General features: G+C 70.8%; 18 protein-coding genes and 1 pseudogene. 6 read left to right on the top strand and 13 right to left on the bottom strand.

Annotated features, from left to right (window positions below):
• The first annotated feature begins 323 nt into the window (after positions 1 to 323).
• Both PV682_RS18310 and PV682_RS18305 read left to right on the top strand, forming a co-directional pair.
• Positions 324 to 2,852 carry a DEAD/DEAH box helicase gene (locus PV682_RS18310; protein ID WP_319731040.1) on the top strand — a complete coding sequence of 843 codons (2,529 nt, stop codon included), beginning with the start codon at positions 324 to 326 and terminating at the stop codon, positions 2,850 to 2,852.
• 119 nt (positions 2,853 to 2,971) lie between these two features.
• Positions 2,972 to 4,342, top strand: coding sequence for an AlbA family DNA-binding domain-containing protein (locus PV682_RS18305; RefSeq protein WP_319731038.1), 1,371 nt, complete (start codon positions 2,972 to 2,974; stop codon positions 4,340 to 4,342).
• Between the two features lie 317 nt (positions 4,343 to 4,659).
• On the opposite strand, the gene PV682_RS18300 is transcribed toward PV682_RS18305, so the two are convergent.
• Positions 4,660 to 5,241, bottom strand: coding sequence for a hypothetical protein (locus tag PV682_RS18300; protein WP_319731036.1), 582 nt, complete (start codon positions 5,239 to 5,241; stop codon positions 4,660 to 4,662).
• 389 nt (positions 5,242 to 5,630) lie between these two features.
• Here PV682_RS18300 and tpg (PV682_RS18295) point away from each other — a divergent pair, with 389 nt between their 5' ends.
• Positions 5,631 to 6,188, top strand: a complete 558-nt coding sequence (gene tpg, locus PV682_RS18295) for a telomere-protecting terminal protein Tpg (RefSeq protein WP_319731034.1) — start codon at positions 5,631 to 5,633, stop codon at positions 6,186 to 6,188.
• A 34-nt stretch (positions 6,189 to 6,222) separates the two neighbouring features.
• Here tpg (PV682_RS18295) and PV682_RS18290 read toward each other — a convergent pair whose 3' ends face one another.
• The 4 genes from PV682_RS18290 to PV682_RS18275 all read right to left on the bottom strand — a co-directional run bounded on the left by PV682_RS18290 (position 6,223) and on the right by PV682_RS18275 (position 11,093).
• On the bottom strand, positions 6,223 to 7,335 hold the full coding sequence (locus PV682_RS18290) for a hypothetical protein (protein WP_319731032.1): 1,113 nt from the start codon (positions 7,333 to 7,335) through the stop codon (positions 6,223 to 6,225).
• Positions 7,336 to 7,346: 11 nt separating this feature from the next.
• Complete coding sequence (locus tag PV682_RS18285; RefSeq protein WP_141583245.1) at positions 7,347 to 8,090, bottom strand: ATP-binding protein; 744 nt, start codon at positions 8,088 to 8,090, stop codon at positions 7,347 to 7,349.
• Positions 8,087 to 9,700 (bottom strand): Mu transposase C-terminal domain-containing protein, encoded by a 1,614-nt coding sequence (locus PV682_RS18280; protein WP_407705703.1) that lies wholly within the window; start codon positions 9,698 to 9,700, stop codon positions 8,087 to 8,089. Before PV682_RS18280 ends, PV682_RS18285 begins: the two co-directional genes overlap by 4 nt.
• Before the next feature lie 166 nt (positions 9,701 to 9,866).
• Entirely contained in the window at positions 9,867 to 11,093 is a 1,227-nt protein-coding gene (locus PV682_RS18275) for an AAA family ATPase (RefSeq protein ID WP_319731028.1), read from the bottom strand.
• 307 nt (positions 11,094 to 11,400) lie between these two features.
• Between PV682_RS18275 and PV682_RS18270 the strand changes: the two are divergent.
• Positions 11,401 to 11,652 (top strand): annotated as a pseudogene (locus PV682_RS18270) (lytic polysaccharide monooxygenase); the annotation flags it as partial.
• Between the two features lie 114 nt (positions 11,653 to 11,766).
• Here PV682_RS18270 and tpg (PV682_RS18265) read toward each other — a convergent pair.
• The 6 genes from tpg (PV682_RS18265) to PV682_RS18240 form a co-directional block, all read right to left on the bottom strand.
• Positions 11,767 to 12,324: a telomere-protecting terminal protein Tpg gene (tpg, locus tag PV682_RS18265; RefSeq protein WP_112475354.1), complete on the bottom strand. Its 558-nt coding sequence runs from the start codon at positions 12,322 to 12,324 to the stop codon at positions 11,767 to 11,769.
• Positions 12,325 to 12,330: 6 nt separating this feature from the next.
• Positions 12,331 to 14,541 (bottom strand): telomere-associated protein Tap, encoded by a 2,211-nt coding sequence (gene tap, locus PV682_RS18260; RefSeq protein WP_319731024.1) that lies wholly within the window; start codon positions 14,539 to 14,541, stop codon positions 12,331 to 12,333.
• An 86-nt stretch (positions 14,542 to 14,627) separates the two neighbouring features.
• Positions 14,628 to 15,611 carry a methylmalonyl Co-A mutase-associated GTPase MeaB gene (meaB, locus tag PV682_RS18255; protein WP_319731022.1) on the bottom strand — a complete coding sequence of 328 codons (984 nt, stop codon included), beginning with the start codon at positions 15,609 to 15,611 and terminating at the stop codon, positions 14,628 to 14,630.
• A complete protein-coding gene (gene scpA / locus PV682_RS18250; protein ID WP_319731021.1) occupies positions 15,608 to 17,782 on the bottom strand; it encodes a methylmalonyl-CoA mutase in 2,175 nt (724 codons plus the stop codon). The genes meaB and scpA overlap by 4 nt, the downstream gene beginning before the upstream one ends.
• Positions 17,782 to 19,566 (bottom strand): methylmalonyl-CoA mutase subunit beta, encoded by a 1,785-nt coding sequence (locus tag PV682_RS18245; protein ID WP_319731018.1) that lies wholly within the window; start codon positions 19,564 to 19,566, stop codon positions 17,782 to 17,784. Before PV682_RS18245 ends, scpA begins: the two co-directional genes overlap by 1 nt.
• Positions 19,567 to 19,678: 112 nt before the next feature.
• Positions 19,679 to 20,371, bottom strand: coding sequence for an alpha/beta fold hydrolase (locus PV682_RS18240; protein ID WP_319731016.1), 693 nt, complete (start codon positions 20,369 to 20,371; stop codon positions 19,679 to 19,681).
• Between the two features lie 99 nt (positions 20,372 to 20,470).
• Between PV682_RS18240 and PV682_RS18235 the strand changes: the two genes are divergently transcribed.
• Positions 20,471 to 21,991 (top strand): hypothetical protein, encoded by a 1,521-nt coding sequence (locus PV682_RS18235; RefSeq protein WP_319731014.1) that lies wholly within the window; start codon positions 20,471 to 20,473, stop codon positions 21,989 to 21,991.
• Here the strand turns inward: PV682_RS18235 and PV682_RS18230 are convergent.
• Positions 21,974 to 22,384, bottom strand: a complete 411-nt coding sequence (locus PV682_RS18230) for a VOC family protein (RefSeq protein WP_319731012.1) — start codon at positions 22,382 to 22,384, stop codon at positions 21,974 to 21,976. The genes PV682_RS18235 and PV682_RS18230 overlap by 18 nt on opposite strands.
• A gap of 212 nt (positions 22,385 to 22,596) precedes the next feature.
• Between PV682_RS18230 and PV682_RS18225 the strand changes: the two genes are divergently transcribed.
• On the top strand, positions 22,597 to 25,122 hold the full coding sequence (locus tag PV682_RS18225; RefSeq protein ID WP_319731010.1) for a glycoside hydrolase family 127 protein: 2,526 nt from the start codon (positions 22,597 to 22,599) through the stop codon (positions 25,120 to 25,122).
• On the opposite strand, the gene PV682_RS18220 is transcribed toward PV682_RS18225, so the two are convergent.
• Positions 25,119 to 26,237, bottom strand: a complete 1,119-nt coding sequence (locus tag PV682_RS18220) for an erythromycin esterase family protein (protein ID WP_319731007.1) — start codon at positions 26,235 to 26,237, stop codon at positions 25,119 to 25,121. The two genes, PV682_RS18225 and PV682_RS18220, sit on opposite strands and share 4 nt — an antisense overlap.
• Positions 26,238 to 26,253: the final 16 nt, after the last annotated feature.

The raw sequence follows: 26,253 nt of genomic DNA, 5'->3' as shown, positions 1-26,253 counted from the left end.
GGCCGAACCGGTCTCCAGGGGAGCAAGTTGACCAGCCATCAAGTCGCTTTCGGGGGTGGCCATAAGGCAACAGTAACAGAATTCAGCCACGTTCGAGCGAACTTAAGGGTTCTGAGTGCTTCACTTTGAAGCAAAAGCTAGACTCTGGACTCAGATAGCAGCACCACTAAGGGAGCTTGACCGGGTTTTGATCACGCTTCCCCGCTACTGGCCCGAGGCTGTGCCCCGGTTCCGGTTAGGTTCACCGTAACCGGCTATGAGCCTTCTACGTGCAGGTTTCCTGTTTCCTGCCCAGGTAAGAGCCCAGGAGAAGGCAGACGGATATGTCGACCACAAGCCGAACCGATCAGCGTGAGGCGGCCCAACAGGAAGCGGTGGATGCGGTTGTCCGCGCCCTCGAATTGCCTGCAAGATCACTTGCATCCGAGAGGGGTCTCAGGACTCAGGTGATCATGGCGACCGGGTCTGGGAAGACCCGGGTCGCGGCCCGCAGTGCGGAGAAGCTCCGTGCGGGCCGGGTGCTGGTGCTCGTGCCCTCGCTGGACCTGCTCACCCAGACCGAGGCCGCGTGGCGCGAGGGAGGCCGTACGGGCCCGATGATCGGGGTCTCGTCCCTGCGGGGCGAGGACGTGACCTTCCCCAACACTACAGACGTGGAGGAACTGGTCGACTGGGTGCGGCCGTTCGACAAGGTCACCGTGTTCGCCACGTACGCCTCCCTCGGGCTCGGCACGCTGGAGCGCGCCCACAAGGCCGGCCTTCCGGGGTGGGACCTGATCGTGGTCGATGAGGCGCACCGGACGTCGGGTCGGCTGGGCAAGCCCTGGGCGGTCGTCCACGACCACACCCGCATCCCGTCCCTGCGCCGTCTCTACATGACGGCCACGCCCCGGCTGTGGCAGCTCGGGGACGATGACGAGGCCGGCGCGCCCGGCGAGCTGGTAGCGAGCATGGAAGACGACCCCGAGAGCCCCTTCGGCAGCCGCTGCTTCACTCTGACCCTCTCGGAGGCCATCGATAGGGGAATCTGTGCCCCCTACCAGGTCGTGTGCGTGGACGTCACCGACACCGCGCTCCAGGCCGTGCAGCTCCTGGGCGCGGAGAGCCGCTCGGCAGAGGTCCGTGGGGCCCGGCTCGCCGCGCTGCAGACCGCCCTGGTGAAGTCGTCCGCGGAGGAGAACTTCCGGCGCACGCTCGTCTTCCACCACCTCGTGAGGGAGGCCGAAGCGTTCGCGGCCGGCCTCCCTGACGTCGCCGCGCATCTGCACGCATCCGACCCCGAGCTGTACCCGAAGACGATCTGGGCGGACTGGCTGTGCGGGGAGCACAAGCCGCTCCACCGCCGCCGCCTGCTCGGGGAGTTCGCGGCCGGGATCGCCACGGACGGCACCGTGGTGGAGAAGTGCTTCCTGTGCTCGGTGAAGGTGTTGGGCGAGGGCGTAGATACCAAAAAATGTGACTCCGTGTACTGGGCGGACGTACGCGGCTCGATGCCCGACCTCGTCCAAGCCGTCGGGCGGGCGCTGCGGATGCAGCCCGGCGAGGGCAAGACGGCCTCGCTCGTGGTGCCCGTGCTGCTCGGGCCGGGCGAGACAGCGGACAACATGCTCACCTCCCGTGCCTTCGGCGGGCTGGCCAAGCTGCTGGAGGCGCTGCGGGCGCACGACGCGCGGATCGTGGAGAGCCTCGCGGAGCAGCAGGCACCGAGCCGCTACAAGCCCGTCAGCAAGGACGACGGCGGGAAGAGCATGGGCGGCGGCGAGGGCTCCGGAGACGTCAGCGTCCCCGCCAAGGCCCTGCTGAAGTTCAGTACTCCCCGCGACCCGGCCGCGCTCGCCGCGTTCATCAACCTGCGGGTGATCAACCCGGAGCGCGAGCACTGGCGGCGCGGGGTTGAGGCCGCCGTCATCTACACCCGCGAGCACGGCGACCTCAAGGTCCCGTTCACGTACCGAGTGCCCGGCGGCGAGGACCAGGCGGTGGAGGCCGAGGGGTGGCCGGCCTCGCTCGCCGGGTTCCCGCTCGGGCAGTGGATCGCCGACAACCGGCGCTTCTACGCCCGCGGCGACATGGACGAGGACCGCGTCGCCCAGCTGGAGAAGCTCGGCATGGTGTGGAGCCACTACGACGTCGCATGGGAGGAGGGCCTGTCCGCCGCGCGCGGGTGGGCGGCCGAGGCGGGCCACCTCCTGGCCCCGCTGGACGCCACCTTCCAGGGCTACCGGGTGGGCATCTGGCTGAAGAACGCGCGGGCCGCCGCCCGCAAGGCGCAGGAGATCGAGCAGCGGCGTGCCGAGGGACTGCCGGTCCAGTCGTCGGCCGGGACGCTGTCGGACGAGCGGCGCGAGCAGCTGGAGGACATCGACCCGTCGTGGTGCCCGGCCTGGCCGGTGGAGTGGCAGCGCGCCTTCCACCTCGTCCGGCTCCACCTGGAGGCCGGCCGCCCGCTGCCCACCGAGCCCGGCGAAGTCGTGCACCAGGGCGAGGACCTCGGCCGGTGGGTGCGCTCGGTCCGGCTCGGCTGGGACAACCTCACCACGGTGCAGCAGTGGATGTGCGAGCAGGTCCTCGGGATCACACCCGCAGCCGAGGACGAGAAGCCGCAGCCGCGCCGTACCCAGGCCGACAAGTGGGCACTCAACTTTCTCGCCGCCAAGCAGTACTTCGAGCGCGAGGGGCATCTCCGGGTACCCAGGAAGCACGTGGAGACGATCGTGCTCGGCACCGGCGAGGACCAGGAGGAACGAGGGCTCCGACTCGGCGCATGGATCGGGAACCAACGCAGCCGGGCCGCGACGCTGTCCCCGGAGCGGATCGAGCAGCTGTCCGCGATCGGGATGCGGTGGGCATAGCCATACGCGTCGCGGATGAAAGGCATTTGGCCTGGCAACGCCGAAGCTCGACTGGCCTGTTGTCCGCACTCGATATCGACCTGCGTGTTGCGGGTTCTGAGCAACAGTAGGGTCTGGCCATGGTGACGCGACTGGGCAGGATCGAAGGCCTTCTGGGTAAGCGGCTCGACAACGTGACCTACAGCGAGATCGCTAACCTCGTCGGCAACGCCGAGGCGGCTGAGAACGAGGATCTCGACTACAAACAGGCGCACTACGCCACTGACGACCGTGGGAAGGAGGAACTGGCCAAGGACATCGCCGCCTTCGCCAACCATACCGGCGGCCTTCTTGTACTCGGCATGGCGGAAGCCAGGGGGGTGCCGAGCAAAGTCTTCGACGTAGATCTGAACGACGCTCACCTGAGGCACATCCGACAGGTCATCGCCGCCTGCACAGCGCCGCCTGTCCCCTACGACGCCATTCCTATCCCCAAGCCCGGCTCCTCGGGCACCGGATTCCTGCTGCTCGCTGTTCCACGAAGTCCCTATGGTCCGCACGCTGTAACCGCCCGACCAACCAGGTTGACCACGGATGCCCTGCGCTACCCCCGGCGCGGCGGTAGCAAGACCGAGTGGCTTACTGAGACAGATGTGGCCACCGCGTACCGTGCGCGCTTCACGGCAGCTGCCGAGCGCGACCAGCGCATGGCTTACGTCGAAGAGGAGATCGTCGACGCGCTGGTATCGCGTACCACCCCGCACCTGATCACAACACTTGTCCCTGAGCAGGCCGGCGACATGGTCATCGATTCCGATCGTTTCGCTCGCTACGAGCGAGAGCTTTTGGCTACGCAGCTTTTCCCCGGCCAGGGGTCTCACAACTTCGGCCGGGTCAGTGTCGGTCCCCGACGACTCATCGTGAGCGAAGGCAGTGGACGACGTTCCGCCCGTGCCGAACTGCACCGTGACGGCAGTGCCAGCATCGCCATCGCTCTACATGCGCGTGTGCTTCTGGATGAGGACGAAGAAGAACAGATGCTCACCGCAGAACCCGGCGAAGTTGTGTATCCGCTGCTGGCTGCACTGCCCTTCCTGGCAGCCCATGCGCGTGACCGGGCAGCCGCCAGCGGTCCTGCACACGCTCGCGTCGCCCTGGTAGCGGATATGGCTGAGCACCCAACCCAAGCCAGATACTTGGATCTGAATCGGCCTGACCCTGTGCCCTTCCGCGTCGACCGGGTCGATCCGGGATCTGGGCTGCGACTTCCCCTCGCGCCCGAGCCGTGCAACTACGCCACCGCACACGCCGGCGTTCTCCTGGACGACCTCGCAGACCTCGGCCGTGGTCTCCTCCAGGCCACCGCAGCACTCGCGGACGAGCTTCTCCAGGCATATGGCTATCCCGAGACCGGGCTCATCACGCGCTCCGGGGAACTTCGTCCCCACCTGTTCTCACAGCGGAACTCCGGTGCCGTCAGCCAATGGGCGCGCCAGCGCGGCCTGCTCTAGCGTCAAGATCAACCGAATGCAGCCGTGGCTGTGGTCGGACGGCTTGCCTGAGGACCAAGAGGGTTCATCGGCGCGTAGGTGCGCGGGGCGGCGCGGTCCGCCAAGCCGTCGTCGTCCTGGTCCACGTCGTCACCGCGCCGCGCACCATCTGGCGCATCATGCGCGCCCCGGCCACCGAGACCCGGGCGCCGGCACTCGTACGCAGCACGACGGCCACGCGTACGGCCGAGCCCGCGCCACCACCAGCACGAGGCCACCGAGGCAGGGTCCGTCGTGTTGCAGGCTCGCGGGCCGTATAGATCAGTGCCCAGTGCAAGTTACTGTGCGTCGATGCAAGGCCCTTGGGTGCGGAAGCGCGCGCGGGTTTGCGGCCAAGGCGTTGCGCTGTCGTGGCCGAAGCAGCCGACGCCTCCGCAAAGAGGTCGTGAGTCACGCGTCGGCCTGCCGTTGATCAGCGCCACCCGCCCGTACGCCTCATAGCGCTCGCGGCTGTCCTCGCCGTCTACCAGATCGCTGGCGAGCTCCTGCTTGGTGCAGCGTGCGAGATCCGCGGGCGAAACGCGCCGTCTCCTGATGATCATGGCCATGATCTCCGCCTTGGAATGGTCGCGCATCAGCGCGTTCCTCCGCTGGAGGAGCTCCTTGGCGAGCTCGGCTTCGGCCGCGGGAGTCGGCGTGATCGACTTACGGATGTACTCGGGGTCCTCGTCCGCGCCGAAGATCATGATGCAGTGCGCGTGCGGTACGCAGACGGCGATCTTGCCCGGATTCTCAGCCTGCGCCTCGGCGGTGGCCCGTACCCAGTTGAGGGCTTCGTGGTAGCTGAGGTTTGTGCCCTGCTCGCGTGAGGTGCGCTGGAGTTCGCGGGCGCGCTGCTGCTCGGTAGTGCGTTTGGTCATGGACGGGTCCTCTCGGCACCGGGTTCTCGCCCCCACACGGCAACCCCGGCTCGATGGATCGTCAAAGTGTTCGTCGAGCGGTCCGTTGATCCCGGAAGACCTTCCACCGATGTTCCGGACGGTGTGGGTATCCGGGTGCGGTGTGGGCGTCGGCGAAGCCCAGGGCGTCGGCCCTGCGGGCAGGATACCGGCTCGGCCGCCGGCTCTTCCCTTCGTCGGCGACGACGAGGCGGTGGTGTTCTCCGCGTATGGGACGGGCTTGTAGCTTGCCTCAGCCAGCGCTGTCCCGAGAATGCAGAAACTGGCAGGCGGTGGCAGAGGACGTGGGAGAACTGAGGCGACGGACTGCAGGTGTCGGCTCTGCCGGCTGGCCGCTGGGAAAGGCGGACGTGGGACAGATCGAGCAGGCACTGGAGCGCGCGTTGCGCACCCGCCCCGTTCCTTCAAGCACCGAGGCCCGCCTGCGGTTTTTGCTGGCAGCACACCGTGGTTCCACCCGGCGGGTGGCCACCGTGCTGGGGGTGTCGCAGCGCACCGTACAGCGGTGGGTGACGAAGAAACCAGGAGCGCGTCGTCCTCCAGGCCCGACGCAGATCCGGGCGATCGAGGAAGCAGTCCTGGCCCGATGGCAGCCCCGGGTACGGGCACGCCTGCGTACCCAGGCCGAGGCGGAGGGGTTCGTCTTCCATACCCGGGCGCGATTCGGGTTCGCTGCTGCGGCCGGCTCCTCGGACGACCCGCGGGTGCGATGGATCACCCAGGACCTACCGGGAGAGGTAGCGCGGGAGCTGTTCGCCGCCCGGGACGCCGACGCAGGCGAGCAGCAGCAGACGGCGATCCTCGCCCGCGCGCTGGGACACGCCTACTTCCGTGACGGGGGCCGCCGGGCCCACGGTCTGCACATCGCCTTCAGCGACGTCGAGTTCGCCGACTTCTCCATCGGATGAGCCTGCCTCTTCGAGGCGAAACGCGTCAGGGTGTTCAGCATCCCGAGGGCCTGACGCGAGTGGTCGGGAGGGCTTCGTACCTCTCGGCTTCCTGCCGCTCTCGCCAGTCCCACTCCACAAGGCCGGCCGGGCCTTTGCGGCGGGCCGCGGGCGGCTGGGGCGGGCGCAGTCTGGCCGTCTCCGCCACACGCAGCAGGTGCCCACGGTCACCTGGCGCGGCAAGCAGTTCCTGATCCTCGCCGGAGAAGAGCCGGGTGAAACAGGCCGCGGCCCGCAGGAAAATGCCCGCCCAGGGTGGCACGGGGTGGGCGGCGCAGCCGTCGGTGTAGCGGGCGCGGTCGTGCAGGGCGAGCGTGGCAGCAGCGTCGTCGTAGTCGCAAGGGCGAGCGGTGGCGAGTTGCTGGAGGGAGGCGCCGGTGAGCAGTGCGGCGACGACGGCCGCGGCCAGGCGCGGATGTGCGGTCGCCGCGTGCAGCCGGTGGGCGACTCGCTGGGCGGTGTGCGCGGTGAGAGGAGCGGGCGGTGGGCGGTGCCGCCAGGCGATCAGCGGTGGCATGCATGGGTTGGCGCAGGGGCGAGGGCTGTCGTAGGAGACGAGACGGTCCAGTGCGGGCAGGGTGAGCCACCGGCTGGCCGACTCGGCGGGTTCCTCTGCGGGCGGGGGTTCGGTGACAGGCGTGCCGTAGTAGTGGCGGCGGGCAGCCTCGAAGTCGGCGGTGACGGAGTAGTCGACCGTCCGCAGGGCCTGGTGCAGGGCGGCGGGAAGGTGGGGGCGGTGGCAGACCAGGGTCAGGTGGATACCGGTTCGGGCCTGTAGCTGCAGGAGGCGCATCGTACGGCGGGCGGTGAGGCGGTGGGCGCGCAGGACGGTCAGCCGGGTGACGGGCAGGGCGGTCATCCAGGCGGTGGTGGCTTCCCAGGCGGGCTGGCGGCCGCCGGGAAAGCGGCCCGGGAGCAGGGGCGGTTTGCCCAGGGCGACGAGAAGGTCGTGGGCAAGGCCGGTTTCACTGGTGGTGCCCGGGCCGGGGTGCAGGGTGATCCGGCCGGACGGCGGATGATGGGCGGCCAGAGCGGTGTGCGTGTGCAGCACGTCGTCGTGACGGTCGAGAACCACGGTGACGGACGGCAGCGGCGGGGCGGGAGGCATGGACGGTGTGGTCAGGCGAGGCGGCTGAAGGCCCAGCGCAGCAGCTCCTGGTCGACGCGGGGGCGGCCGGTGCGTGCCAGGGCGGTGCGGGTGTGTGCGGTCAGCTGGGCCCAGGCGCGGAAGTTGCCGTGTGCGGCGTGGCTGTCGGCGAAGGTGATGTCGTCGGGGTCGGCGTCGGCCCAGACCGGATGGAAGAGCGGGATCACCTCGAGGACCTCGTCGGGTGTGAGGCGTGTGAACTGCTGCCAGATGAAGACCCGGGAGGACAGCATCGGTTCGCGGCGCAGCACGGTATGGCAGCCCGCGCCGCCGACGAAGATGATGGCGAGCTGGGTGGAGGGTTCGTCCCAGAGGTAGCGGAAGTATTCGAAGGCCTCCCCGTTGAGCCACTGGGCCTCGTCGACGAGGAAGGTGCGGGGGCGTTCGGCCAGGGCCGTCTTCAGCAGGCGGTCGAACTCGCTGGGGTGGCGCGGTGGCTCGCCGGCCAGGTCGAGCGCGGTGAACAGTTCGTAGCGCACCGCGCGGGCCGTGGGCCGGGCCCGGAAGGTGATCTTGCGGACGTCCTCTCTGGGTTCGAGTGCGCGCAGGCAGGTGTTGACGGCGAGGGTCTTGCCGAAGCCAGCGCCGCCGTGGATGCACATCATGGCGCGGGCAGCGACGGTGTCGCTGATGTTCTCCCGGGCAGTGAGCAGGGCGCGGGTGGTGACGACGGAGGCGTCGGGCAGGTCGACGTACTGGTAGGTGGCCGCGGTCACGAGGCGTCTCCGTCTTCATCGGTGGTGGGAGGTGCGGCCCGCCCGCCCGGGCCGTCGGGGGCGGAAGCGCCGTCACGGCCGTACGGGTGCCGGGCGGGCGGGCCTGGCGTGGTCAGCGCGGCCAGGGAAGCCGGGGTGCGCCAGTCGGCCGGGGGCGCGGCGTGCGGGATGAGGTCTGGCATCGCGAGCTGCGCGAGGTCGGAGTCGGCAGTCTGGGCGAGTTCGGCCTCGGCCTGCGCACCGGTCAGCGCGCCGAGCCGTTGAGGTGCCTCGGGCTGGTTCACGGCGGCGTAGCGCTCGCGCTGCGAGGCCTCCAGGTCCTTCTTCAGGCGGCGTGCGCGAGCGGACCGCGCCCTTCGTACGGCGCTGATCTGTTCGTCGGTGGCCTGATCGGCCAGGTCCGCGGGGCCCAGGTAGCGGCCGGTGGCAGCGTGGTAGACCTCGATGCGGTGGTCGTGGTGGGGCATGAAGCGGATGCGGACCTGGATCCCGGCCTGGCCGGTCATCCACGGCCCCACGTAGTCGCGCTTTTTGAAGCGGATGCCGCGGGTGGTCAGCGTGCGGGTGCCGGCGTCCTCCAGGGTGAACGTCCACAGATCCGCGGCCGGCACGTCCCGCAGCGGGGTGGGATCGTCCTGCCACGCCTGAAGCGGAGTCCTGCCCCGCAAGGGCGCGGGGCGGTGCTCGGTGTTCCACCACATGGTCCAATCCAGCAGCCGAGCGGTGAAGTCCTCAAAGCCCAGCAGCACTTCGTCCTTCGGACGAGAAGCCCGTTTGCCGGGGCGCGGCTGGCAGGCGTAGCCGGGCAGCGCGGCCAGGAACATGCTCTCCACCGCCCGGTTCAGGCCCTCCACGGTGCCCTTGAGGTGAGGGGTGTAGGCGGGCAGGTCCTCCACCGTCACGTCCAGGAGATCGAACGCGGCCGTCACCGTCCTCGACAGGAAGTCCTTGCCACGGTCCACCCGCACTTTCTCGGGCACGCCGCCGAACGGGCCGTAGGGTTCCTCACGCAGGACCGCGGAGCGCAGCGCGGCCAGCACCGACTCCCGCGACGGATCCCCCGGCGTGACCGCGACGCCGGTGACCGCGTTCGTCGCGCAGTCGGTGAACCAGGTGATCCACGGCCTGCGGGCCTTGCCCTCGACGTCGACCAGCACCGGGGCCTGCATGTGGTCGGTCTCCCACGCCTGATTGCGCCAGCCCCGCGGCCGGGCCAGGAATACATCGTGCTTGCGCGCCGCCCGCTCCCCTCCCGCAAGTCCGGCCCGCTCCCCCGGCGTCAGATCACGGCGGATCGCCCGGTGCAGCGTCGTCAGCGACGGTGCGTCTGCAGGCGGAGACTGCCTGGCAGCACGCAGGACCAGTTCGCGGTGGACCGCCCGCACGTTCCCCTTCCACAGCGCCAACAGCCCACGGACCTCGGGCGTGACCGTGAACCTTGCATCGACCCGGGAGCGTGCGCCGGGGTTGGCGGCCGCGGTCTCATCGCTCTGAGCGGTGGCCAGCCAGCGCCACACCGTGCGCTCCGACACTCCAAGCGCATCCGCGGCCACCCGTACGTGTCCTGCTGTCAGCCTCTTCCTTGCCCGCAGTGCGAGCAGCCGCCGCACGGCCGGACCGCGCAGCGCCGTCCTCGACGCCGCAGGCAGTCCGCCGTCTGGGCGGATGGCATCGCCGTCCTTCATGTCAGCTCCCCTCACGCGGGTGGGACGTCGTGTGCTTGCCGGTGGCCGGGAGCATGCGATCGCCCTCCCGTCTCTTGCAGGAGCGCTCCGTTCACAGTGGCGGCGCGACCCGCTTAAACAGCCGCCTCAGCAAGGCCCGGTCGATGGATGCATCAGCGGTGGTGAGCAGCGCGTTCTGCAGGTGCGCAGTCAAAGCGGCCCACGTGCGGAACGTGCCGTGCGCGCACGACCGGTCGATCCACGTCAGATCCGGGGCCGGTACGGTACGCCACAGCGGATGGAAGCCGGTCACCACGGTCGCCACTTCCGCTCCGGTCAAGCGTGGAACCTCCTGCCATGCGCCGATACGCGATGCCAGCTGCGGCAGCCGGGACAGCGCCCGCTCGCTGCCCGCCCCGACCAGCACCAGCGTGATCCGCGTGTCGGGGTGGTCCCAGAGGCTCTGCAGGTACTCCAGGCACGGCACGGGCAGGCGCTGTGCCTCATCGACCACCAGCACCCGCGCCTCACCCAAGGCTTCCGTGACCGCGGCGTCGGCCAGCCCAGAGGTGTGCGGGAAGCGGCCCGGCAGCGCCAGCGCGTCGAATACCGCACGCCTTATGCCGGCCACCGACGGGCGCACCGGTACCGGCACCCACGTCACCTTCCAGCCCGGGGGCACTTCGCTGAGCGCCATCCGCACGGCGGCGGTCTTGCCCCGGCCCGGATTGCCGAAGACACACACCGCGCCCTGGGCCGCCATCGCCTGCCCGACCGCCTCGGTCACGGCCCGCACCAACGACGTCCTCACCAGCTGCGCGCCCGCCGGCAACGCCACACCTGCAAGCGCACCGTTCTTCCCCACCGGCAAGCTCCCGGTCGCCTCTGGTACGAGACGCGGCAGCCGGCGCGCAGCCACTTTCGCCGCGCCTGCCTCACTCGGTCCGGCCAGAGCGAGGTCAGCCAGTGCCTGCCGCGTTTGCTGTTCTTCCCGCTCCCGCCGCGCCATCGCGCGGTCCGGCAGGACCCTGCCGGCCTGAAGGTCCCGGCGCACCGCCCGGTGCAACGACGCCAGGGAGGGCACCTCGCCCCCGGCCGCCTTCAGGTGCCGGTACAGCGCCGCAACGTTCCCGCCCGCCTGAGCCAGTGCCTCCCACATCTGGTCGGACAACTCCAGCCGGGGCCGCGGCCTGCGCTCGACGCGGCCCTCCGTCCGCGCCGCATCCAGCCAGCGCCACACCGTGCGCACATTCACCCCGCCGACCTGGGCGCCCGCACGCACATGCGCCGTGGTCAACGCCCCGGCAGCCTCGAGCTCCAGCAGCCGCGCAACCAGCACCGGTCTGGACACCCTCAACCCCGCCGTGACCTCACCCCACGCACCCGGCTCCCCCACCTCGCCCCCTTCCGCCCGCGCAAAACCGACACAGACCACCGTGCCGCCGCGCAGACCTCGGAAAGATCAGAAGTGCCGTTCTCAAGACAGTGGAGCGGAGTGGGGTGTACCGCCCCATGACAGCCGCACCGCTACAGAAACCGCCCCACGACAGTGACCCCGCCCGTCCTCAGCACCCGACCATCGAAAACACCCACCTCTGATGTGCCGTCACTGACACCCACCCACTGACACCAAACCGGCACATCGCAACCAGGCGTCCCACGGCGCCGACTACTTCAAGGTCTACGTCAGCAAGCAGGGCTACAACCCCAAGACCCAGACCCTGGGCTGGGGCAACCTCGACTTCATCACGCAGACCGGCCGCTTCGCCCCGGCGAACGACATCACGTTCCCCGTCCAGACCTCCGGCTACACCGGACACCACATCCTGTTCGTGATCTGGCAGGCCTCACACCTCGACCAGGCCTACATGTGGTGCAGCGATGTGAACTTCGGCTGAGCACCGCACACCGCACCAGCCCCGGCCGGGCACCGGTAACCCGCTGCCCGGCCCACCCATCCCCGTCCGGCTCCTCTACCCCGGAGCAGAAACCGCCACAGTCCAGGCCGGCCCCTAGAGGTCGATGCGGATGTGTGTCACGTCCGTGAACTCCACGCCCAGGCCCGCGGCGCGCGTGTTGTTGTTGCGGAAGTACATCTCCGCCAGAGCGTCCGCCGCGATGGCGCGGAGCTGGTGTTCGTCGGCGCCGGCGTCGCGGGCGGTGAAGAGGCGTTGGGCCCAGTGCGGGGGGAGGGCCTGGGTGATGTCGCGGGTGCGGGCGTCGTCGGTGGTGCCGGGGGCGGCGGTGAAGCCGAAGCGGGCGCGGGTGGAGACGATGACGCCGTCGGTGGAGGTGGCTTTCTTCTTGGCGCGGGCGCGGACCTGGGGCTGCCAGCGCTTTCTGACCTCTTGTTCCATGCGCTCGCGCAGGTCACGGCGGGGGCGTTTGAGTTTGCCCGCCACGTAGCGTTCCACGGTGCGCTGGGAGATGCCGAGCGCCTCGGCTGCTGCCCTGGTGCCCTTGAGCTGTTTCACCAGGTACTTCATCTGTGCCTGGGCGCTTTGGGGGATGCGGCGGGTGAACGCCGACTCCAGTGCGGCGTCCAGGCCGTCCCCGACCGAGTCCGTCATCGTCGGCTACTCCCCTTCGTCCGTGCCGGGGCCCGCTTTGATGAGGTTGGCGAGGTTGAAGACCGTGCCCGCCTCCTCGAACTGCTCCTCCGCCCACAGGACCGTTCTCGTGCCCTGGTGCTTCACCATGCCTGGTGACACGCCCAGGCGGAAACCGCCCGGCAGCGGTTTCCCGTCCGTGGTGTGCGGCAGAACGTCCAGCGGTGACGGGCCCTCAGAGGGGTAGACGATCGCGTCCGTGCCGATCGCCACCGGGTACACGCCGGCCAGGGCGGCGGTCTTCATGAGCTTGCGGTGGATGCCGATGCGCTGGTTGGCGAGGACGGCCGCCCGAATGTCCGGGCGCCAGGTCTCCCGGGCCAGCGCGGGCCACGGTTCGTAGTAGGGCACCTGGCCCCGGTTGCGCTGGCGCAGTTTGCCGATGCCGCCCTTCGCCGTCGCCTTCACCGCACCCGCCAGCAGGCCCAGCACCGGGTCGGCATCCCCGGTGCGGGTCATCGCGTCCAGGAAGTCCTGGCCCGCGAGGTCGGTGGTGACGCCGAGGTCGGCCATCGTCGCCACGTACGCGTCCCGCAGCCGCTTGTACCAGGCGTCCAGGTAACGGCCGCTGTGCGTACGGACGTACGCCTCGATGGGGGCGACCTCGAAACCCAGCTCCACCGCGTACGCGACCGTCGGGGTGGCGTACCAGGCCGGGCCGTCGGGGTGCTCACCGGACGGGGTGAACGGGGACGGGAGGCGCTGGGCGTCGATGCCGTGGCCGTCGATCCGGGCACGGGAGAGGTCGGTGTGGGACAGGTCGACCAGCCACGAACCCGGGAGGGAGGCGTCGAACGGCGGGTTGTCCGTCAGGTGGGTCGGGCCGTTCAGGCCGACCGTGAGGCCGTTCGCCGCCGCCGCGAACGACATGTTCACGTCGATCGCGACCAGGAAGGGGTTCGCGCACTCCTCGTCGGTCAGCGGACGGCACCAGTCGTAGGGCTCCTCCATCAGCATCTCGGCCGGGCCGCGCAGGTGGTGGCGGGCGAATCTGCCCTTCAGGAGGGGGTGTTCGTCGGGGACCTCGCACTCCACCACGTCGTGCACGGCCGTCAGCGCGTCCGGGTTGAACGCCCGCTTCCACTCGCCGGTGGTCTCGTCCCGCTCCGCGCGGGTCGGCGGGCGCAGGGCGACCATGAGTTCGAGGCCGGTGACCGCTGTCGTGCCCCGCGGAGTCGTCACCCGCTGCGCGTACGTACCGAGGTAGCGGGCGAGGTCGGCCGGGTGCATCGTCGGCAGGAGCGGGGCGTCCTTGCGGTCCCATTCGCGGACGTCGAGGGCGTTCCAGGCGGGGATGCACACCTGGACGCAGTGGCGCCGGGAGCCTTCCGCGGGGCGGTAGATCCGTGCCCACGGGCCGAAGCCGCGCTGGGTCAGCTGCCAGCCCGCTTTGAGGAGTTGCTTGACCGTCTTGTGGCTGTCCGGGAGTCGTCCGGTGCGGCGTTCCTCCTCCGTCAGGGTGGTGGGCAGGCCGTAGCGTTCCAGGGCGGCCGGGGTGAGGACGAGGACCGGGTCGGCGTCTCGGCCGTGGCGGTGCAGGCGGGGCTGGCCGAGGCGGGCCTCCGTCAGGGTCCACTCGATGAGCGCGGGCAGGGAGCGGGCGGGGACGTCCAGGACGAGGCCGCCGACGCAGTACGCCGACGTCTGGCCGTCCTCGACGTCGACCACGGCCAGGGGGCCGTTCTCGAACCTCGGGTCGGCCGCGGGCTCCGCCGGGGTCGGCCTCCTCGCCGTTTTCTTCGCCGGCCGCCGCGAAGCCGGTGCAGGCGTGACCGGGGCCGGTGCAGGCGCGGGAGTGGGCGGGGTCCCGGCAGGGGCGGCGGGTGCTGTCTTGTCCTCCGCCGGTGCCGGGGCGCCGGTGGCGGTGGACGGGGCTGCGGGAGCCGTGACGGGGGCTGCCGGGTCCGGCTCGGGGCCGGGGGCCGCGGGAGGTGCGGGGTAGAGCTCCGCGAGTTGGCTGAGCAGCCGGGCGTATCCGTCCCGTTCCGGTGGTCTGGGTTCCGTCCTGCCGGACTCCCAGCCGCTGACCGTCGCCCGGCGTACGTCGAGTGCGGCGGCCACCTCGTCGAGGGTCAGACCGTGCGCGGTACGCAGGCGCTTGCGCTCCGACGGTGGTGGCAGCACGGACCTCGACGCGACCAGTGCGTCGATTCTGCCGAACAATCCGGATTCGGACACAGGGGCACCTCCCGCACCGACCCTAGCGTGAAGCGCACCTATCGCGTACGTATGGCGTACGTGTCGCGCACGGAAGGGGGGTGTGTTCAGGTGTCCGACGCGCCGAAGGCTTTCAGGATGCGGTCCGCCGCCAGTGCCGGGGGCAGGGTGCCGGTGCGGATCTCCGCCTCCACCTCGGGGGTCAGGGCCCGGACTGCGGGGTGTGTGTGCAGGCGCGTCAGGAGGGCGTCGTGGACCATCGACCACGCCCACGCGACCTGCTGCTCCTGGCGGCGGGCCGCGAGGCGGCCCGTGGAGTGCAGGAGGGTGCGGTGCTGCTCCAGGCGCTCCCACAGGGTGTCCAGGCCCGTTCCCTCGCGGGCGCTGCAACTGAGGACCGGCGGCCTCCAGGCCGCGTCGCGCGGGTGCATCAGGCGCAGGGCCGCCGACAGTTCACGGGCCGCGGTGCGGGCGTCGCGTTCGTGGGGGCCGTCCGCCTTGTTCACCGCGATCACGTCCGCGAGTTCCAGGACACCCTTCTTGATGCCCTGGAGCTGGTCGCCCGTGCGGGCCAGGGTGAGGAGGAGGAAGGAGTCCGTCATGTCGGCGACCGCCGTCTCCGACTGGCCGACACCCACCGTCTCCACCAGGACGACGTCGTACCCGGCCGCCTCCATCACCACCATCGACTCGCGGGTCGCGCGCGCCACCCCGCCGAGCGTGCCCGACGTCGGGGACGGGCGCACGAACGCCGCCGGGTCCACCGACAGGCGGTCCATCCGCGTCTTGTCGCCCAGGATGGAGCCGCCGGTACGGGCCGAGGACGGGTCGACGGCGAGGACCGCGACCCGGTGTCCCCTGCCGGTGAGCATCGAGCCGAACGCGTCGATGAACGTCGACTTGCCGACACCGGGGACGCCGCTGATGCCGATGCGGCGGGAGTGGCCGCTGTGCGGGAGCAGGGCCGTCAGGAGTTCCTGGGCGGGGGCGCGGTGGCGGGGGTGCACCGACTCGACCAGGGTGACCGCGCGCGCGATCATCGCGCGCTTGCCCTCCAGGACGCCCTTGACGTAGGCGGCGACGTCCGTCACAGGGCATGCCCGAGGCCGGACGCCAGGCGCTCCACGAGGTCGTGGGCCGCGTCGGGGACCACCGTCCCCGGCGGGAAGACCGCCGCCGCGCCCATCTCCAGGAGGGTCGGGACGTCCTGCGGGGGGATCACTCCGCCGACCACGATCATGATGTCGTCGCGGTCCTCCGCGGCGAGTTCCTCGCGCAGGGCGGGTACGAGGGTGAGGTGGCCGGCGGCGAGGGAGGACACGCCGACGATGTGGACGTCCGCCTCCACCGCCTGGCGGGCCACCTCCGCCGGGGTCTGGAAGAGGGGGCCGACGTCGACGTCGAAACCGAGGTCGGCGAAGGCCGTCGCGATGACCTTCTGGCCCCGGTCGTGCCCGTCCTGGCCCATCTTCGCGACCAGGATGCGGGGGCGCCGGCCCTCCGCCTCCGCGAAGGCGTCCACCAGGGCGCGGGTGCGTTCCACGTTCGCCGACTCGCCTGCCTCGTTGCGGTACACACCCGCGATCGTACGGACCCGGCCGGCGTGGCGGCCGAACACCTTCTCCAGGGCGTCGGAGATCTCCCCCACCGTCGCCTTCGCGCGGGCGGCCCGCACCGCGAGTTCCAGGAGGTTGCCCTCGCCGGACGCCGCGCGGGTCAGATCCTCCAGGGCGTCGCGGCACGCCTGCTCGTCGCGCTCGGCGCGCAGGCGGCGCAGTTTCTCGATCTGGCGGGTACGGACGGCGGAGTTGTCGACGCGCAGGACCTCGATCTCCTCGTCCGAGGCGACCCGGTACTTGTTGACGCCGATCACCGGCTGGCGGCCCGAGTCGATCCGCGCCTGTGTGCGGGCGGCGGCCTCCTCGACGCGGAGTTTCGGGATGCCCTCGTCGATCGCGCGGGCCATGCCGCCCGCCTGCTCGACCTCCTGGATGTGCTGCCACGCGCGGCGCGCGAGGTCGTAGGTCAGGCGCTCCACGTAGGCGCTGCCGCCCCACGGGTCGATCACGCGGGTCGTGCCCGACTCCTGCTGGATGAGCAGCTGCGTGTTGCGGGCGATGCGGGCCGAGAAGTCCGTGGGCAGGGCGAGGGCCTCGTCCAGGGCGTTGGTGTGCAGGGACTGGGTGTGCCCCTGGGTCGCGGCCATGGCCTCGACGCAGGTGCGGGTCACGTTGTTGAAGACGTCCTGCGCCGTCAGGGACCAGCCCGAGGTCTGTGAATGGGTGCGCAGGGACAGGGACTTGGCGTTCTGCGGGTCGAACTGCCGCACCAGTTTCGCCCACAGCAGGCGCGCGGCACGGAGTTTCGCGATCTCCATGAAGAAGTTCATGCCGATGCCCCAGAAGAACGACAGGCGGGGGGCGAACACGTCGACGTCCAGGCCGGCTTCGCGGCCCGCGCGGATGTACTCGACGCCGTCGGCGAGGGTGTAGGCGAGCTCCAGGTCGGCCGTCGCGCCCGCTTCCTGGATGTGGTAGCCGGAGATCGAGATCGAGTTGTAGCGCGGCATCCGCTGGGAGGTGAACGCGAAGATGTCCGAGATGATCCGCATCGACGGGCCCGGCGGATAGATGTACGTGTTGCGGACCATGAACTCCTTGAGGATGTCGTTCTGGATGGTCCCCGCGAGTTTCTCCGCCGGTACGCCCTGTTCCTCCGCCGCCACGATGTAGAGGGCCAGCACGGGCAGGACCGCGCCGTTCATCGTCATCGACACGCTCATGCGGTCCAGCGGGATGCCGTCGAAGAGCTGGCGCATGTCGTAGATCGAGTCGATCGCCACGCCCGCCATGCCGACGTCGCCGGTGACGCGCGGGTGGTCGCTGTCGTAGCCCCGGTGCGTGGGCAGGTCGAACGCCACCGACAGGCCCTTCTGGCCCGCCGCCAGGTTGCGGCGGTAGAACGCGTTCGACTCCTCCGCCGTGGAGAATCCCGCGTACTGGCGGACCGTCCAGGGCTGGTTGACGTACATCGTCGGGTAAGGGCCGCGCAGGAACGGTGCCGCGCCCGGGTACGTGGAGAGGAAGTCCAGGCCCTCCAGGTCGTGCGCCGTGTACAGCGGCTTCACCCCGATGCCCTCGGGGGTCTCCCACAGCGGGACGTCGCCGCCCGCCGCGTGTTTCACCGCCGCGTCCCAGTCGGCCGCGGTCGCCTCCGGCGACGGCACGCCCAGGCCGATCCCGGAGAAGTCGGGGATCCCCATCACGCCACTCCCAAACGGTCCAGGGCGGCGGTCAGCACGGCGACCGCGTCACAGCCCGCGAAAACGTACGTGTCCACACCCGGGTACGCGCCCCGGCCCGCCAGCGACACGTGGGCCGCGCCCTCGGACCTCAGTGTCTCGGCGGTCTCGGTCGCCTTCTCCTCGTACACCGCGTCGCTGGAGCACAGGCACGCCTCGCTCGTGCCGCTCTCCTGGAACGTGCCCTCGGTGACCGGTTCGATGCCGCCCGCCTGGAACAGGGACGCCGCGAAGGACACGCGGGCGGTGTGGACGGCTGCCGGGCCCAGCGCCGCGAGGTAGACGCGGGGGCGGGTGCCCGTCGCGGCGAGGTGCGCGTCCGAACGGGCGCGCAACGTCTCGTACGCGTCGTCCCGGCGTACGCGCGGCAGGCCGCCCGACAGCGGGTCGGGGGCGGGCGGGCGGGGCAGGGGCTTCTCCGTCAGGTGCGGGAACTCGCTCACCCCGGTGACCGGTTCGCGGCGCTTCGCGAGCTTCTTCGAGCGCTCGGCCCACGTCGTCGCGAGGTCGTCGGCCAGGCGGCCCGAGCGCAGGACCGCGGGGATGCCGCCGTCGCGCTCGATGCCCTGGAAGAACTCCCAGGCGGCGTGGGCGAGTTCGTCCGTCAGGCGCTCCACGTACCAGGAACCTCCCGCCGGGTCGATGACGCGGGACAGGTGGGATTCCTCGATCAGGATCGTGGAGGTGTTGCGGGCGATGCGGCGCGCGAACGCGTCCGGGAGGCCGAGGGGCTCGTCGAAGGGGAGGACGGTCACCGCGTCCGCGCCCCCCGTGCCCGCCGCCAGCGCCGCCACCGTCGTCCGCAGCATGTTCACCCACGGGTCACGACGCGCCATCATCACCGGAGACGTGACCGCGTGCTGGAGCTGGGGGGACGGGGCGCCGCAGACGTCCGTCACGCGGGACCACAGGCGGCGGGCCGCCCGCAGCTTCGCGATCGTCAGGAACTGGTCGGCCGTGGCCGCGTACCGGAACTCCAGCTGGGCACATGCCTGAACGACCGTCAGGCCGGAGTTCGTCAGGTCGCGGAGGTAGGCGACCGCCGTGGCCAGGGAGCACGCCAGCTCCTGGGCCGCCGAACCACCCGCCTCATGAAACGGCAGCGCGTCCACCGTCAGCGCTCGCAGGCCCGGGTACTCGTCGGTGCACAGGCGGGCCAGGTCCGCCGACGGGGTGTCAGCCCGCTCGCCCGTACGGGCTTCGAACCCCAGCGGGTCCGCGCCCAGGTTGCCCCGCACCGCTCCCCGCGCGACGCCCGCCGCGTCGCACAGGCGCAGCAACTCCCTTGCCGACTCGGCTGTTTCGGCGCCCGCGTCCAGCACGATCGGGGCCAGGTCCAGGTACACGCCCTCCAGCATCGGGGCGAGGTCCTGTGGCGGGAGGCCGGCCAGCCACAGGGACGTGGCGCCGTTCTCCAGGTCTGTCAGGACGGCCGCGTTGTCCGGCGACGTATGACGCTGACGTACGTCCCAGCCGCCGACGGTACTGCCCTGCGGCTTCGAACCCCTGGTGAACGGGGCGAAGCCGGGCAGGCCGGGGTCGGGGGCTGTGTCGTGCGCGGTGTAGAGGGGGCGGGTGCTCAGCCCGTCCTCCAGCGCGGTGGACAGGGCTTCCTCGGCCGCGGTTCCCTCGACGTCCTTGCCCGATCTGCGCAGGACATCCGCCACCAGGCGCTGCCACTGCTCATGGGGTACGTCAGGGAACTCGGCGGCCAGTTCGAGCCCGTCGTCAGGCAGGACCGTCATGCTCGGATGCTAGGACACGGGCACGAAGGAGCAGCAGAGGGCGTGGCTGTGACCTTTCCCTCGGTGTGGTTGTGATCGTGGTCTCTTCGGGGGCGGGGGGCCGGAGCGGGGGTCAGATCCAGCCGTCCAGGGAGTTCATGAAGGCGTCGTGGTCGTCGCGGTGGATGGTGTGGCCGGTGCCGGTGACGGGTCTGACCTCGAATCCCTGTTCTTTGAGGCGGGTTGCGAGTGCGGGGCTGACGAGGGGGCTGGGGTCGGCCGTCAGGACCAGGGAGGGGACGGCCGGGTGGGTGGGGGTGCGGTCGAGGGCGCCCGGGCCGAAGACCGCGCGGGTGGTGTCCGGGTCCCAGGAGGCGAGGGTGGCCAGTTCGATGTCCAGGTCGGTGGTGGTCCAGCCCGGGTTGAGGGCGGCGAGGGTCTCGCGGGTGGCGTGTTTGAGGTTCGTGTAGACGGCGGGGTCGACGGTTCTTCCGTGGTGCAGGGCCCAGGCGGGGTCGGCGTAGACGGCTCGTGCGGGCGTCAGGCGCTCTACGGCGAGGGCGAGGGCCATGGCGCCGAGGGAGTGGCCCAGCGCCAGGTCCAGGTCGGGCGGGAGGGTTTCGGTGAGGTCGTCGGCCCAGGATTCGGCGCTGTAGGGGCCTCGGGGGCTGGCGCCATGGCCTCGGAGGTCGACGGCGATCACGCGGTAGCCCTGGGCGGCGAGGGCTGGGCCGACGCGGTGCCAGGTGCGGTGGTCGGACATGATGCCGTGGATCAGGGCGGCGGTTCGGGGGCCTGTTCCCCATTCCTGGGTGTGCAGTTTCATCGGGGCCCTTCCCTTGTCCTCGCGTCGGGGTCGTGTGGTGAGCACATCATCCGGGGTGTGGGGAAAATTGCGGGGACTGTGGGGTGGGATTCGGGCACGATGCCTGCTGTGGATGATGTGTTATGCGGGCTCGCGGCGAATCCCGGGTTGCCGGGTGGGTTGGTCGATCGGTTGATCGGGCTCGCTGACGATGACGTCGTCGGGGTGCTTGCCGAGCGAGGGGATCTGAGTCGGGATCAGGTGGTCGCGCTGGCGGGGCGGGGGGAGGATGCCGTTCTGTCGCTGGCGTGGGCGGGGAGGTTGGCGGTCGGTGATGTCGATCCGGTGAGTCAGCCGCGGGCCGCGATCGCGATGCTCGATCAGGGGCTGGGTGATGTGGAGTGGGCTCGGGTCGTCGCCTGTGATCCGGTTGTCGAGCATCGGAGGAAGCTGGCGAGTTGTCCGGGGCTTCCGGACGATGTGGTCGAGCGGCTCGCCGGGGACGTCGATGTGTCGGTGGTCGCCGAGCTTGCGTGGTTCGCGTCGGCCGAGGTGGCGGCGGGGCTGGCCCGGCATCCGCACGCGGATGTGCGGATGGCGGTCGCGGACAATCCGCGGACTCCGCCCGAGGTGCTGGAGATGCTGGTCACGGGGGTGGGGTTGCCTCCGGTGCGGTGGTGTGTGGTCTGTGAGCGGGTGGACGTTCCTTTCGTCCATCCCGCCGACTGTCTGCGGCCCGACTGCGATCTGCCGTCCGGAGCCGCTTGTGACGGGTCGCATCAGTGGTTCGTCCACTGGACCCGTCACGCGGCCTTGGGGAATCCGGGTACGTCTGCCGGGGCTGCGGTCGGGTTCGCCGATCATCCGGACGGGCGGATGCGGTGGCGGGTGGCCGAGCGGGGTGGCATGCCGCAGGAGGTGTACGCGCGACTCGCGGTGGACGCGTGCCCTGGTGTGCGCGGTGCGGTCGCCGGGAATCCGGCGGTCGGGGAGGCGGTGGCGCGTCTGCTGGCCGGAGACGAGGACGTCTCCGTGGTGCGAAAGCTCGCGCGGAATCCTGCCGTACCGCTGGATGTGCTGGTGTCGGTCGCGGGGGTCTCCAAGGTCGGTGCGGAGTTGTTGCCGAGGGTGGCTGCTGCGAGTCGGGGCGAGGTGGAGGAGTTGGCGGCGTCGGGGAGTTCGTCGGTGCGGGCGTTGGTGGCTCATCGGTCGGATCTGCCGGAGGCGGTGCGGGATGCGTTGGCCGTCGATCCGGATGCGAAGGTGGTGAAGGCTGTCGCGCGGCATCCGGGGCTGTCCGAGGGGCGGTTGAGGGGGATGGTCGAGCGGCACGGGGTGCGGGTCGCGGCTCAGGTGGCGGTCAATCCGGATGTGCCGTGGGGGTTGTTGGAGGAGTTGGCGCTCCAGGTGGCGCCCGTGGGGAGGGTGTTGCGGGCGGTGGCGGGGCGGGCGGACGCGAGGGGAGCGGCTCTGGTGGCGTGTCTGGGGGAGGCGCGGGCGCGGCGGGTGGCCGCTGGGCATCCCGCTCTGCCGGTGGAGGTGATCGTGGAGTTGCTCGGGCATGAGGACGGGAAGGTGGCGGAGGCTGCCGCCGCCAATCCCTCGCTGCCGGTCGAGGTGATGCTACGGCTGCTGGCGTGAGGTGAGGATCTCCGTGTAGTGGCGGTTGCGCATGATGCCGAGGACGTTGCCGAAGGGGTCGGTGACCGAGGCGCCGGTGAAGCCGTCGCCGAACTCGCGGAGGGGTTCGTGGAGGGTGGCTCCGAGGGTGAGGAGGCGGGTGAGGGCGGCTTCGGCGTCGTCGACGTGCCAGTAGATCACCGCGCCGGTGGCCGGGGTGTGGGCGTGGGACCCGAGGGTGTGCGTGTACCGGGTGTCCAGGAGGCCGAGTTCGTGTTCGTAGTCGCCGATGCGGTACTCGGCGTAGCCGGGGCGGTCGAAGTAGGGCTCGATGCCGAGGAGTTGGGTGTACCAGCGTTTGGCGGCGTCGAGGTCGGTGGTGTGGAAGCGGACGGTGGTGACGCCGCGCAGCATGGGGTCTCCCTCGGTGGGTTCGTCGGTGGGGTGAGAGTGAAGGTAGAGGGCTTCTAGGACGGTTTCTGTCCTAGAAACGGCGCCCTGCGTTTTTCTGTGCCGGGGCGTGGGTGCCAACCGCCTTGATCCTGGAAGGAATTATCGGAATCATGCACTCCGCACAGTGTATTAAGTTTCAAGCTTATGCGGCTGCTGGCCGCGCGGAGGCAGTTGTGGACAGGTATCCCTTCGGCAGACGGCAGGTCCTGGCGCTGGGCGGCGCCACGGCGCTCGCCCTGGGAGCGGGCCCGACGGCGGCGCGGGCCGCGAGCGGCGAGGCCGGGGCCGGCAAGGTCGGGGGCAGCGGGCCCGTCCGGCCGTTCCCGCTCGATGCGGTCGCTCTGCTGGACAGTCCGTTCCGGGCGAACCAGCGGCGCAACACCGCCTATCTGCGCTTCGTCGACATCGACCGGCTGCTGCACACATTCCGGCTGAACGTCGGGCTGCACAGTGCCGCCGAGCCGTGCGGCGGCTGGGAGGCGCCGGACCGGGAGCTGCGAGGGCATTCGACGGGGCACCTGCTGTCGGGGCTGGCGCTGACCTACGCGAACACCGGGGACGAGGAGCTGCGGGCCAAGGGGCGGGCGCTGGTCGCGGCGCTGGCCGAGTGCCAGGCGGCGTCGCCGAAGGCGGGGTTCGGGAAGGGGTACCTGTCGGCGTTCCCCGAGGAGTTCTTCGACCGGCTGGAGGCGGCCGAGGAATGGGTGTGGGCGCCGTACTACACGCTCCACAAGATCATGGCGGGGCTGGTGGACCAGTACCGGCTGGCCGGGAACGGGCAGGCGCTGGACGTGGTGCTGGGGATGGCCGGGTGGCTGGACCGGCGTACCGGGCGGCTGTCGTACGAGGAGATGCAGCAGGCGCTGTGGGCCGAGTTCGGGGGCATCCAGGAGACGTTGGCGGATCTGCACGCCCTCACCGGTGACGGGCGGTGGCTCACGGTCGCCGAGCGGTTCGCGGACGCCGAGGTGTACGGGCCGCTGGCCAGGAACGAGGACCAGCTCGCGGGGCTGCACGCGAACACGCAGATCCCGAAGGCGACCGGCGCGCTGCGGATGTGGGAGGAGGGGCTCGACGAGCGGTACCGGGCGATAGCGGAGAACTTCTGGCGGATCGTCGTCGGGCACCACACGTACGTCATCGGCGGCAACAGCAGCAGGGAGTCCTTCGGGCCCCCGGACGCGATAGCGGGCCGGATCGGGGAGCTCACCTGCGAGAACTGCAACAGCTACAACATGCTGAAGCTGACCCGGCTGCTGCACTTCCACGCGCCGGAGCGCACGGAGCTGCTCGACCACTACGAGCGGACCCTGTTCAACCAGATGCTGGGTGAGCAGGACCCGGACTCCGCGCACGGTTTCAACATCTACTACACCGACCTCAACCCGATGGCGTTCAAGCAGCAGCCCTGGTTCATGGGCGAGGACGAGAACGCGTACTCGACGGACTACGGCAACTTCTCCTGCGACCACGGCACCGGCATGGAGACGCAGGCCAAGTTCGCCGACACCGTGTACGCGCACGACGAACAGCGGCTGCTGGTCAACCTGTTCATCCCGTCGGAGGTGACCTGGCGGGAGAAGGGGATCACGTGGCGGCAGACGACGCGGTTCCCCGACGAGTCCGCGACGACCCTCACCGTGACCTCGGGGCGTGCCGCGCACCGGCTCCAGATCCGGGTTCCCGCCTGGGCGTCCGGCGCGCGTGCCACCCTCAACGGGCGGCCCCTCCCCCACCGTCCGCGTCCCGGTGGCTGGCTCGTCCTGGACCGGCTGTGGTGCGCCGGCGACCGGGTCGAGCTGTCGCTGCCGATGCGGACGGTCGCCGAGCCCGCGCCCGACGACCCGGACGTCCGCGCCCTCGTGCACGGGCCGATCGTCCTCGCCGGCGCCTACGGCGACACCCTGAACTGGTGGCTGCCGCGTCTCGAACTCGGCTCCGTGCGGCAGGAGTCGGCCGATCCGCTGCGGTTCACCGCGCGGGCCGACGGCAAGGACGTGACGCTGCTGCCGGTCGCGCGGGTGCATCACCAGCGCTACAACGTGTACTGGATCACCGGTGAACTCCCCGCGCCTCCCCCGGCGTTCGCCGTGCACCACCGGTTCGACGAGACGTCGGGGACGGTCGCCGGGGACGCCACGGGGAACGGGAAGGCCGCCCGGCTCGCGGGCGGCGCCTCCTGGTCGCCGTCCGGGGTGGTGCTCGACGGGAAGGACGGGTACGTCCGTCTCGCGGACGACCTCCTCGCCGGGGCGTCCGCCTACACGGTCGCGGTGCGGGTGCGGCTCGATGCCCAACCCGAGCCGGGGGCGCGGGTGTTCGACATCGGGACCGGGGAGACCGCGTACCTGTTCCTCACGCCGCGCACCGACGACGGGAAGCTGCGGTTCGCGGTGAGCACGCTCGGCGCGTCCGGGGAGCAGCAGGTCGACGCCGATGCGCTGGCCGTGGGGCGGTGGGCGCATGTCGCGGTGACGTACGCCGGGCGTGCTCTGGTGCTGTACGTCGACGGGAAGGAGGTCGGGCGGGACGCCAAGGCGTACTCGGAGCCCCGGTACTTCGCGAACCATATCCGCGGCGCGTATCTGGGGCGGTCGCAGTACGGCACCGCCCCTTATCTGAAGGGGACGCTCGGGGACTTCCGGGTGTACGGGCGGGCCTTGAGCGCGCAGGAGGTCGCCGGGCTCGCGAAGTCCTAGACGTCCCTGACGTACACGAGGGCGTCGATGGCCGGCAGGTGGGCCGGGTCGAGGGGGGCGTAGCCGAACCAGGGGGACTCGCGGGGGCGGGCGCCCGGGAGGTGGGCGGGGTCGACGACGTACCGGTCGTGCGGGACCTCGTGCAGGTGGCCTTCCAGGGTGTCCGGGGGCGGGGTGTCGACGCCCCGGTGGTGGAGGGTGCCGAGGGCTGTCGCCGCGAAGGCGTAGTCCTCGCCGAGGCGGGCGTCCACGAGGGCGCCCGCGCTCCACCACTCGGCCCGGCCCTGCCACATCCGCATCGAGCTCTTCTCGCGCTGGAGGTGGGCGTTGTGGGCGTGGACGAAGGTGGGGCCCCGGTCGGCGAGGGCGAGGAGGTTGTGGGCCATCGTCGCGTCGCGCTGGGCGCACAGGCGGCTCATGCGGTCGGGGGTGGGGTCGGCCATCCAGTGGTGGTAGCGCAGGAGGGCGGTGGCGGTGCGGGCGTACAGGTCGGCCCGCGCCGAGTGGGGCCGGTGGTCGAGGAGGGCGGTCAAGTCGTCGGCCATCAGGCGTAGTTGGCGCGCCTCGCGGGAACGGCCCGGGGAGCGGGCGGGGTCGAGCATCGCGGCCTCGTCGGTCCAGCGGGTGTCGGGGCCGAGGAGGCGGTCGAGGTCGCCGGTGTCCAGGGCGAGGTGGGTGTGGAGGGCGGTGAGGGCCTCGCGGGGGCTTTGCGCGTGGGTGATTTCGAAGGGGCCGTCGAAACCGGCGAAGCGGACGTGTTCGGCGGCGGGGCGGGTCTCGTTGTGGGCGCGCATCCAGCGTACGAGGTCGCGGTTGGCGCGGTGGGCTCCCCAGTCGTGGCTGAAGCCGTGGGTCATGACGTCGTCGAGGGTGCCGGTGCCGGTGGTGACGTAGTCGTCGACGAGGAGGGCTTTCAGGCAGTCGCTCTCGATGGCGATGGTGCGGTAGCCCTCGTCTTCGGCGAGCTGGCGGAAGACGTCGTTGCGGAGGTCGAGGAGGGTGTTCTCGCCGTGGGTGGGTTCGCCGAGGGCGAGGAGTCTCGGGCGGGTGGGGAGGAGGCCGAGGATGGCTCGTGCCTCGACGGGACGGGCGGTGTCCTTGATGTCGGTGACCATGCCGTCAACGGTATCT

The organism is Streptomyces niveiscabiei (assembly GCF_033794345.1).
GTDB classification, from domain to species: Bacteria; Actinomycetota; Actinomycetes; order Streptomycetales; family Streptomycetaceae; genus Streptomyces; species Streptomyces niveiscabiei.
Note: the sequence above shows the minus strand (reverse complement) of the source record. Positions and strands in the feature narration are given on the sequence as shown.

What these genes read in the sequence shown, in the direction of transcription:
- PV682_RS18310 (WP_319731040.1), top strand. Translation starts at nt 324, where the DNA reads ATGTCGACCACAAGCCGAACCGATCAGCGTGAGGCGGCCCAACAGGAA.
- PV682_RS18305 (WP_319731038.1), top strand. Translation starts at nt 2,972, where the DNA reads ATGGTGACGCGACTGGGCAGGATCGAAGGCCTTCTGGGTAAGCGGCTC.
- PV682_RS18300 (WP_319731036.1), bottom strand. Translation starts at nt 5,241, where the DNA reads ATGACCAAACGCACTACCGAGCAGCAGCGCGCCCGCGAACTCCAGCGC.
- PV682_RS18290 (WP_319731032.1), bottom strand. Translation starts at nt 7,335, where the DNA reads ATGCCTCCCGCCCCGCCGCTGCCGTCCGTCACCGTGGTTCTCGACCGT.
- tpg (WP_112475354.1), bottom strand. Translation starts at nt 12,324, where the DNA reads ATGACGGACTCGGTCGGGGACGGCCTGGACGCCGCACTGGAGTCGGCG.
- scpA (WP_319731021.1), bottom strand. Translation starts at nt 17,782, where the DNA reads ATGGGGATCCCCGACTTCTCCGGGATCGGCCTGGGCGTGCCGTCGCCG.
- PV682_RS18245 (WP_319731018.1), bottom strand. Translation starts at nt 19,566, where the DNA reads ATGACGGTCCTGCCTGACGACGGGCTCGAACTGGCCGCCGAGTTCCCT.
- PV682_RS18240 (WP_319731016.1), bottom strand. Translation starts at nt 20,371, where the DNA reads ATGAAACTGCACACCCAGGAATGGGGAACAGGCCCCCGAACCGCCGCC.
- PV682_RS18235 (WP_319731014.1), top strand. Translation starts at nt 20,471, where the DNA reads ATGCCTGCTGTGGATGATGTGTTATGCGGGCTCGCGGCGAATCCCGGG.
- PV682_RS18230 (WP_319731012.1), bottom strand. Translation starts at nt 22,384, where the DNA reads ATGCTGCGCGGCGTCACCACCGTCCGCTTCCACACCACCGACCTCGAC.
- PV682_RS18220 (WP_319731007.1), bottom strand. Translation starts at nt 26,237, where the DNA reads ATGGTCACCGACATCAAGGACACCGCCCGTCCCGTCGAGGCACGAGCC.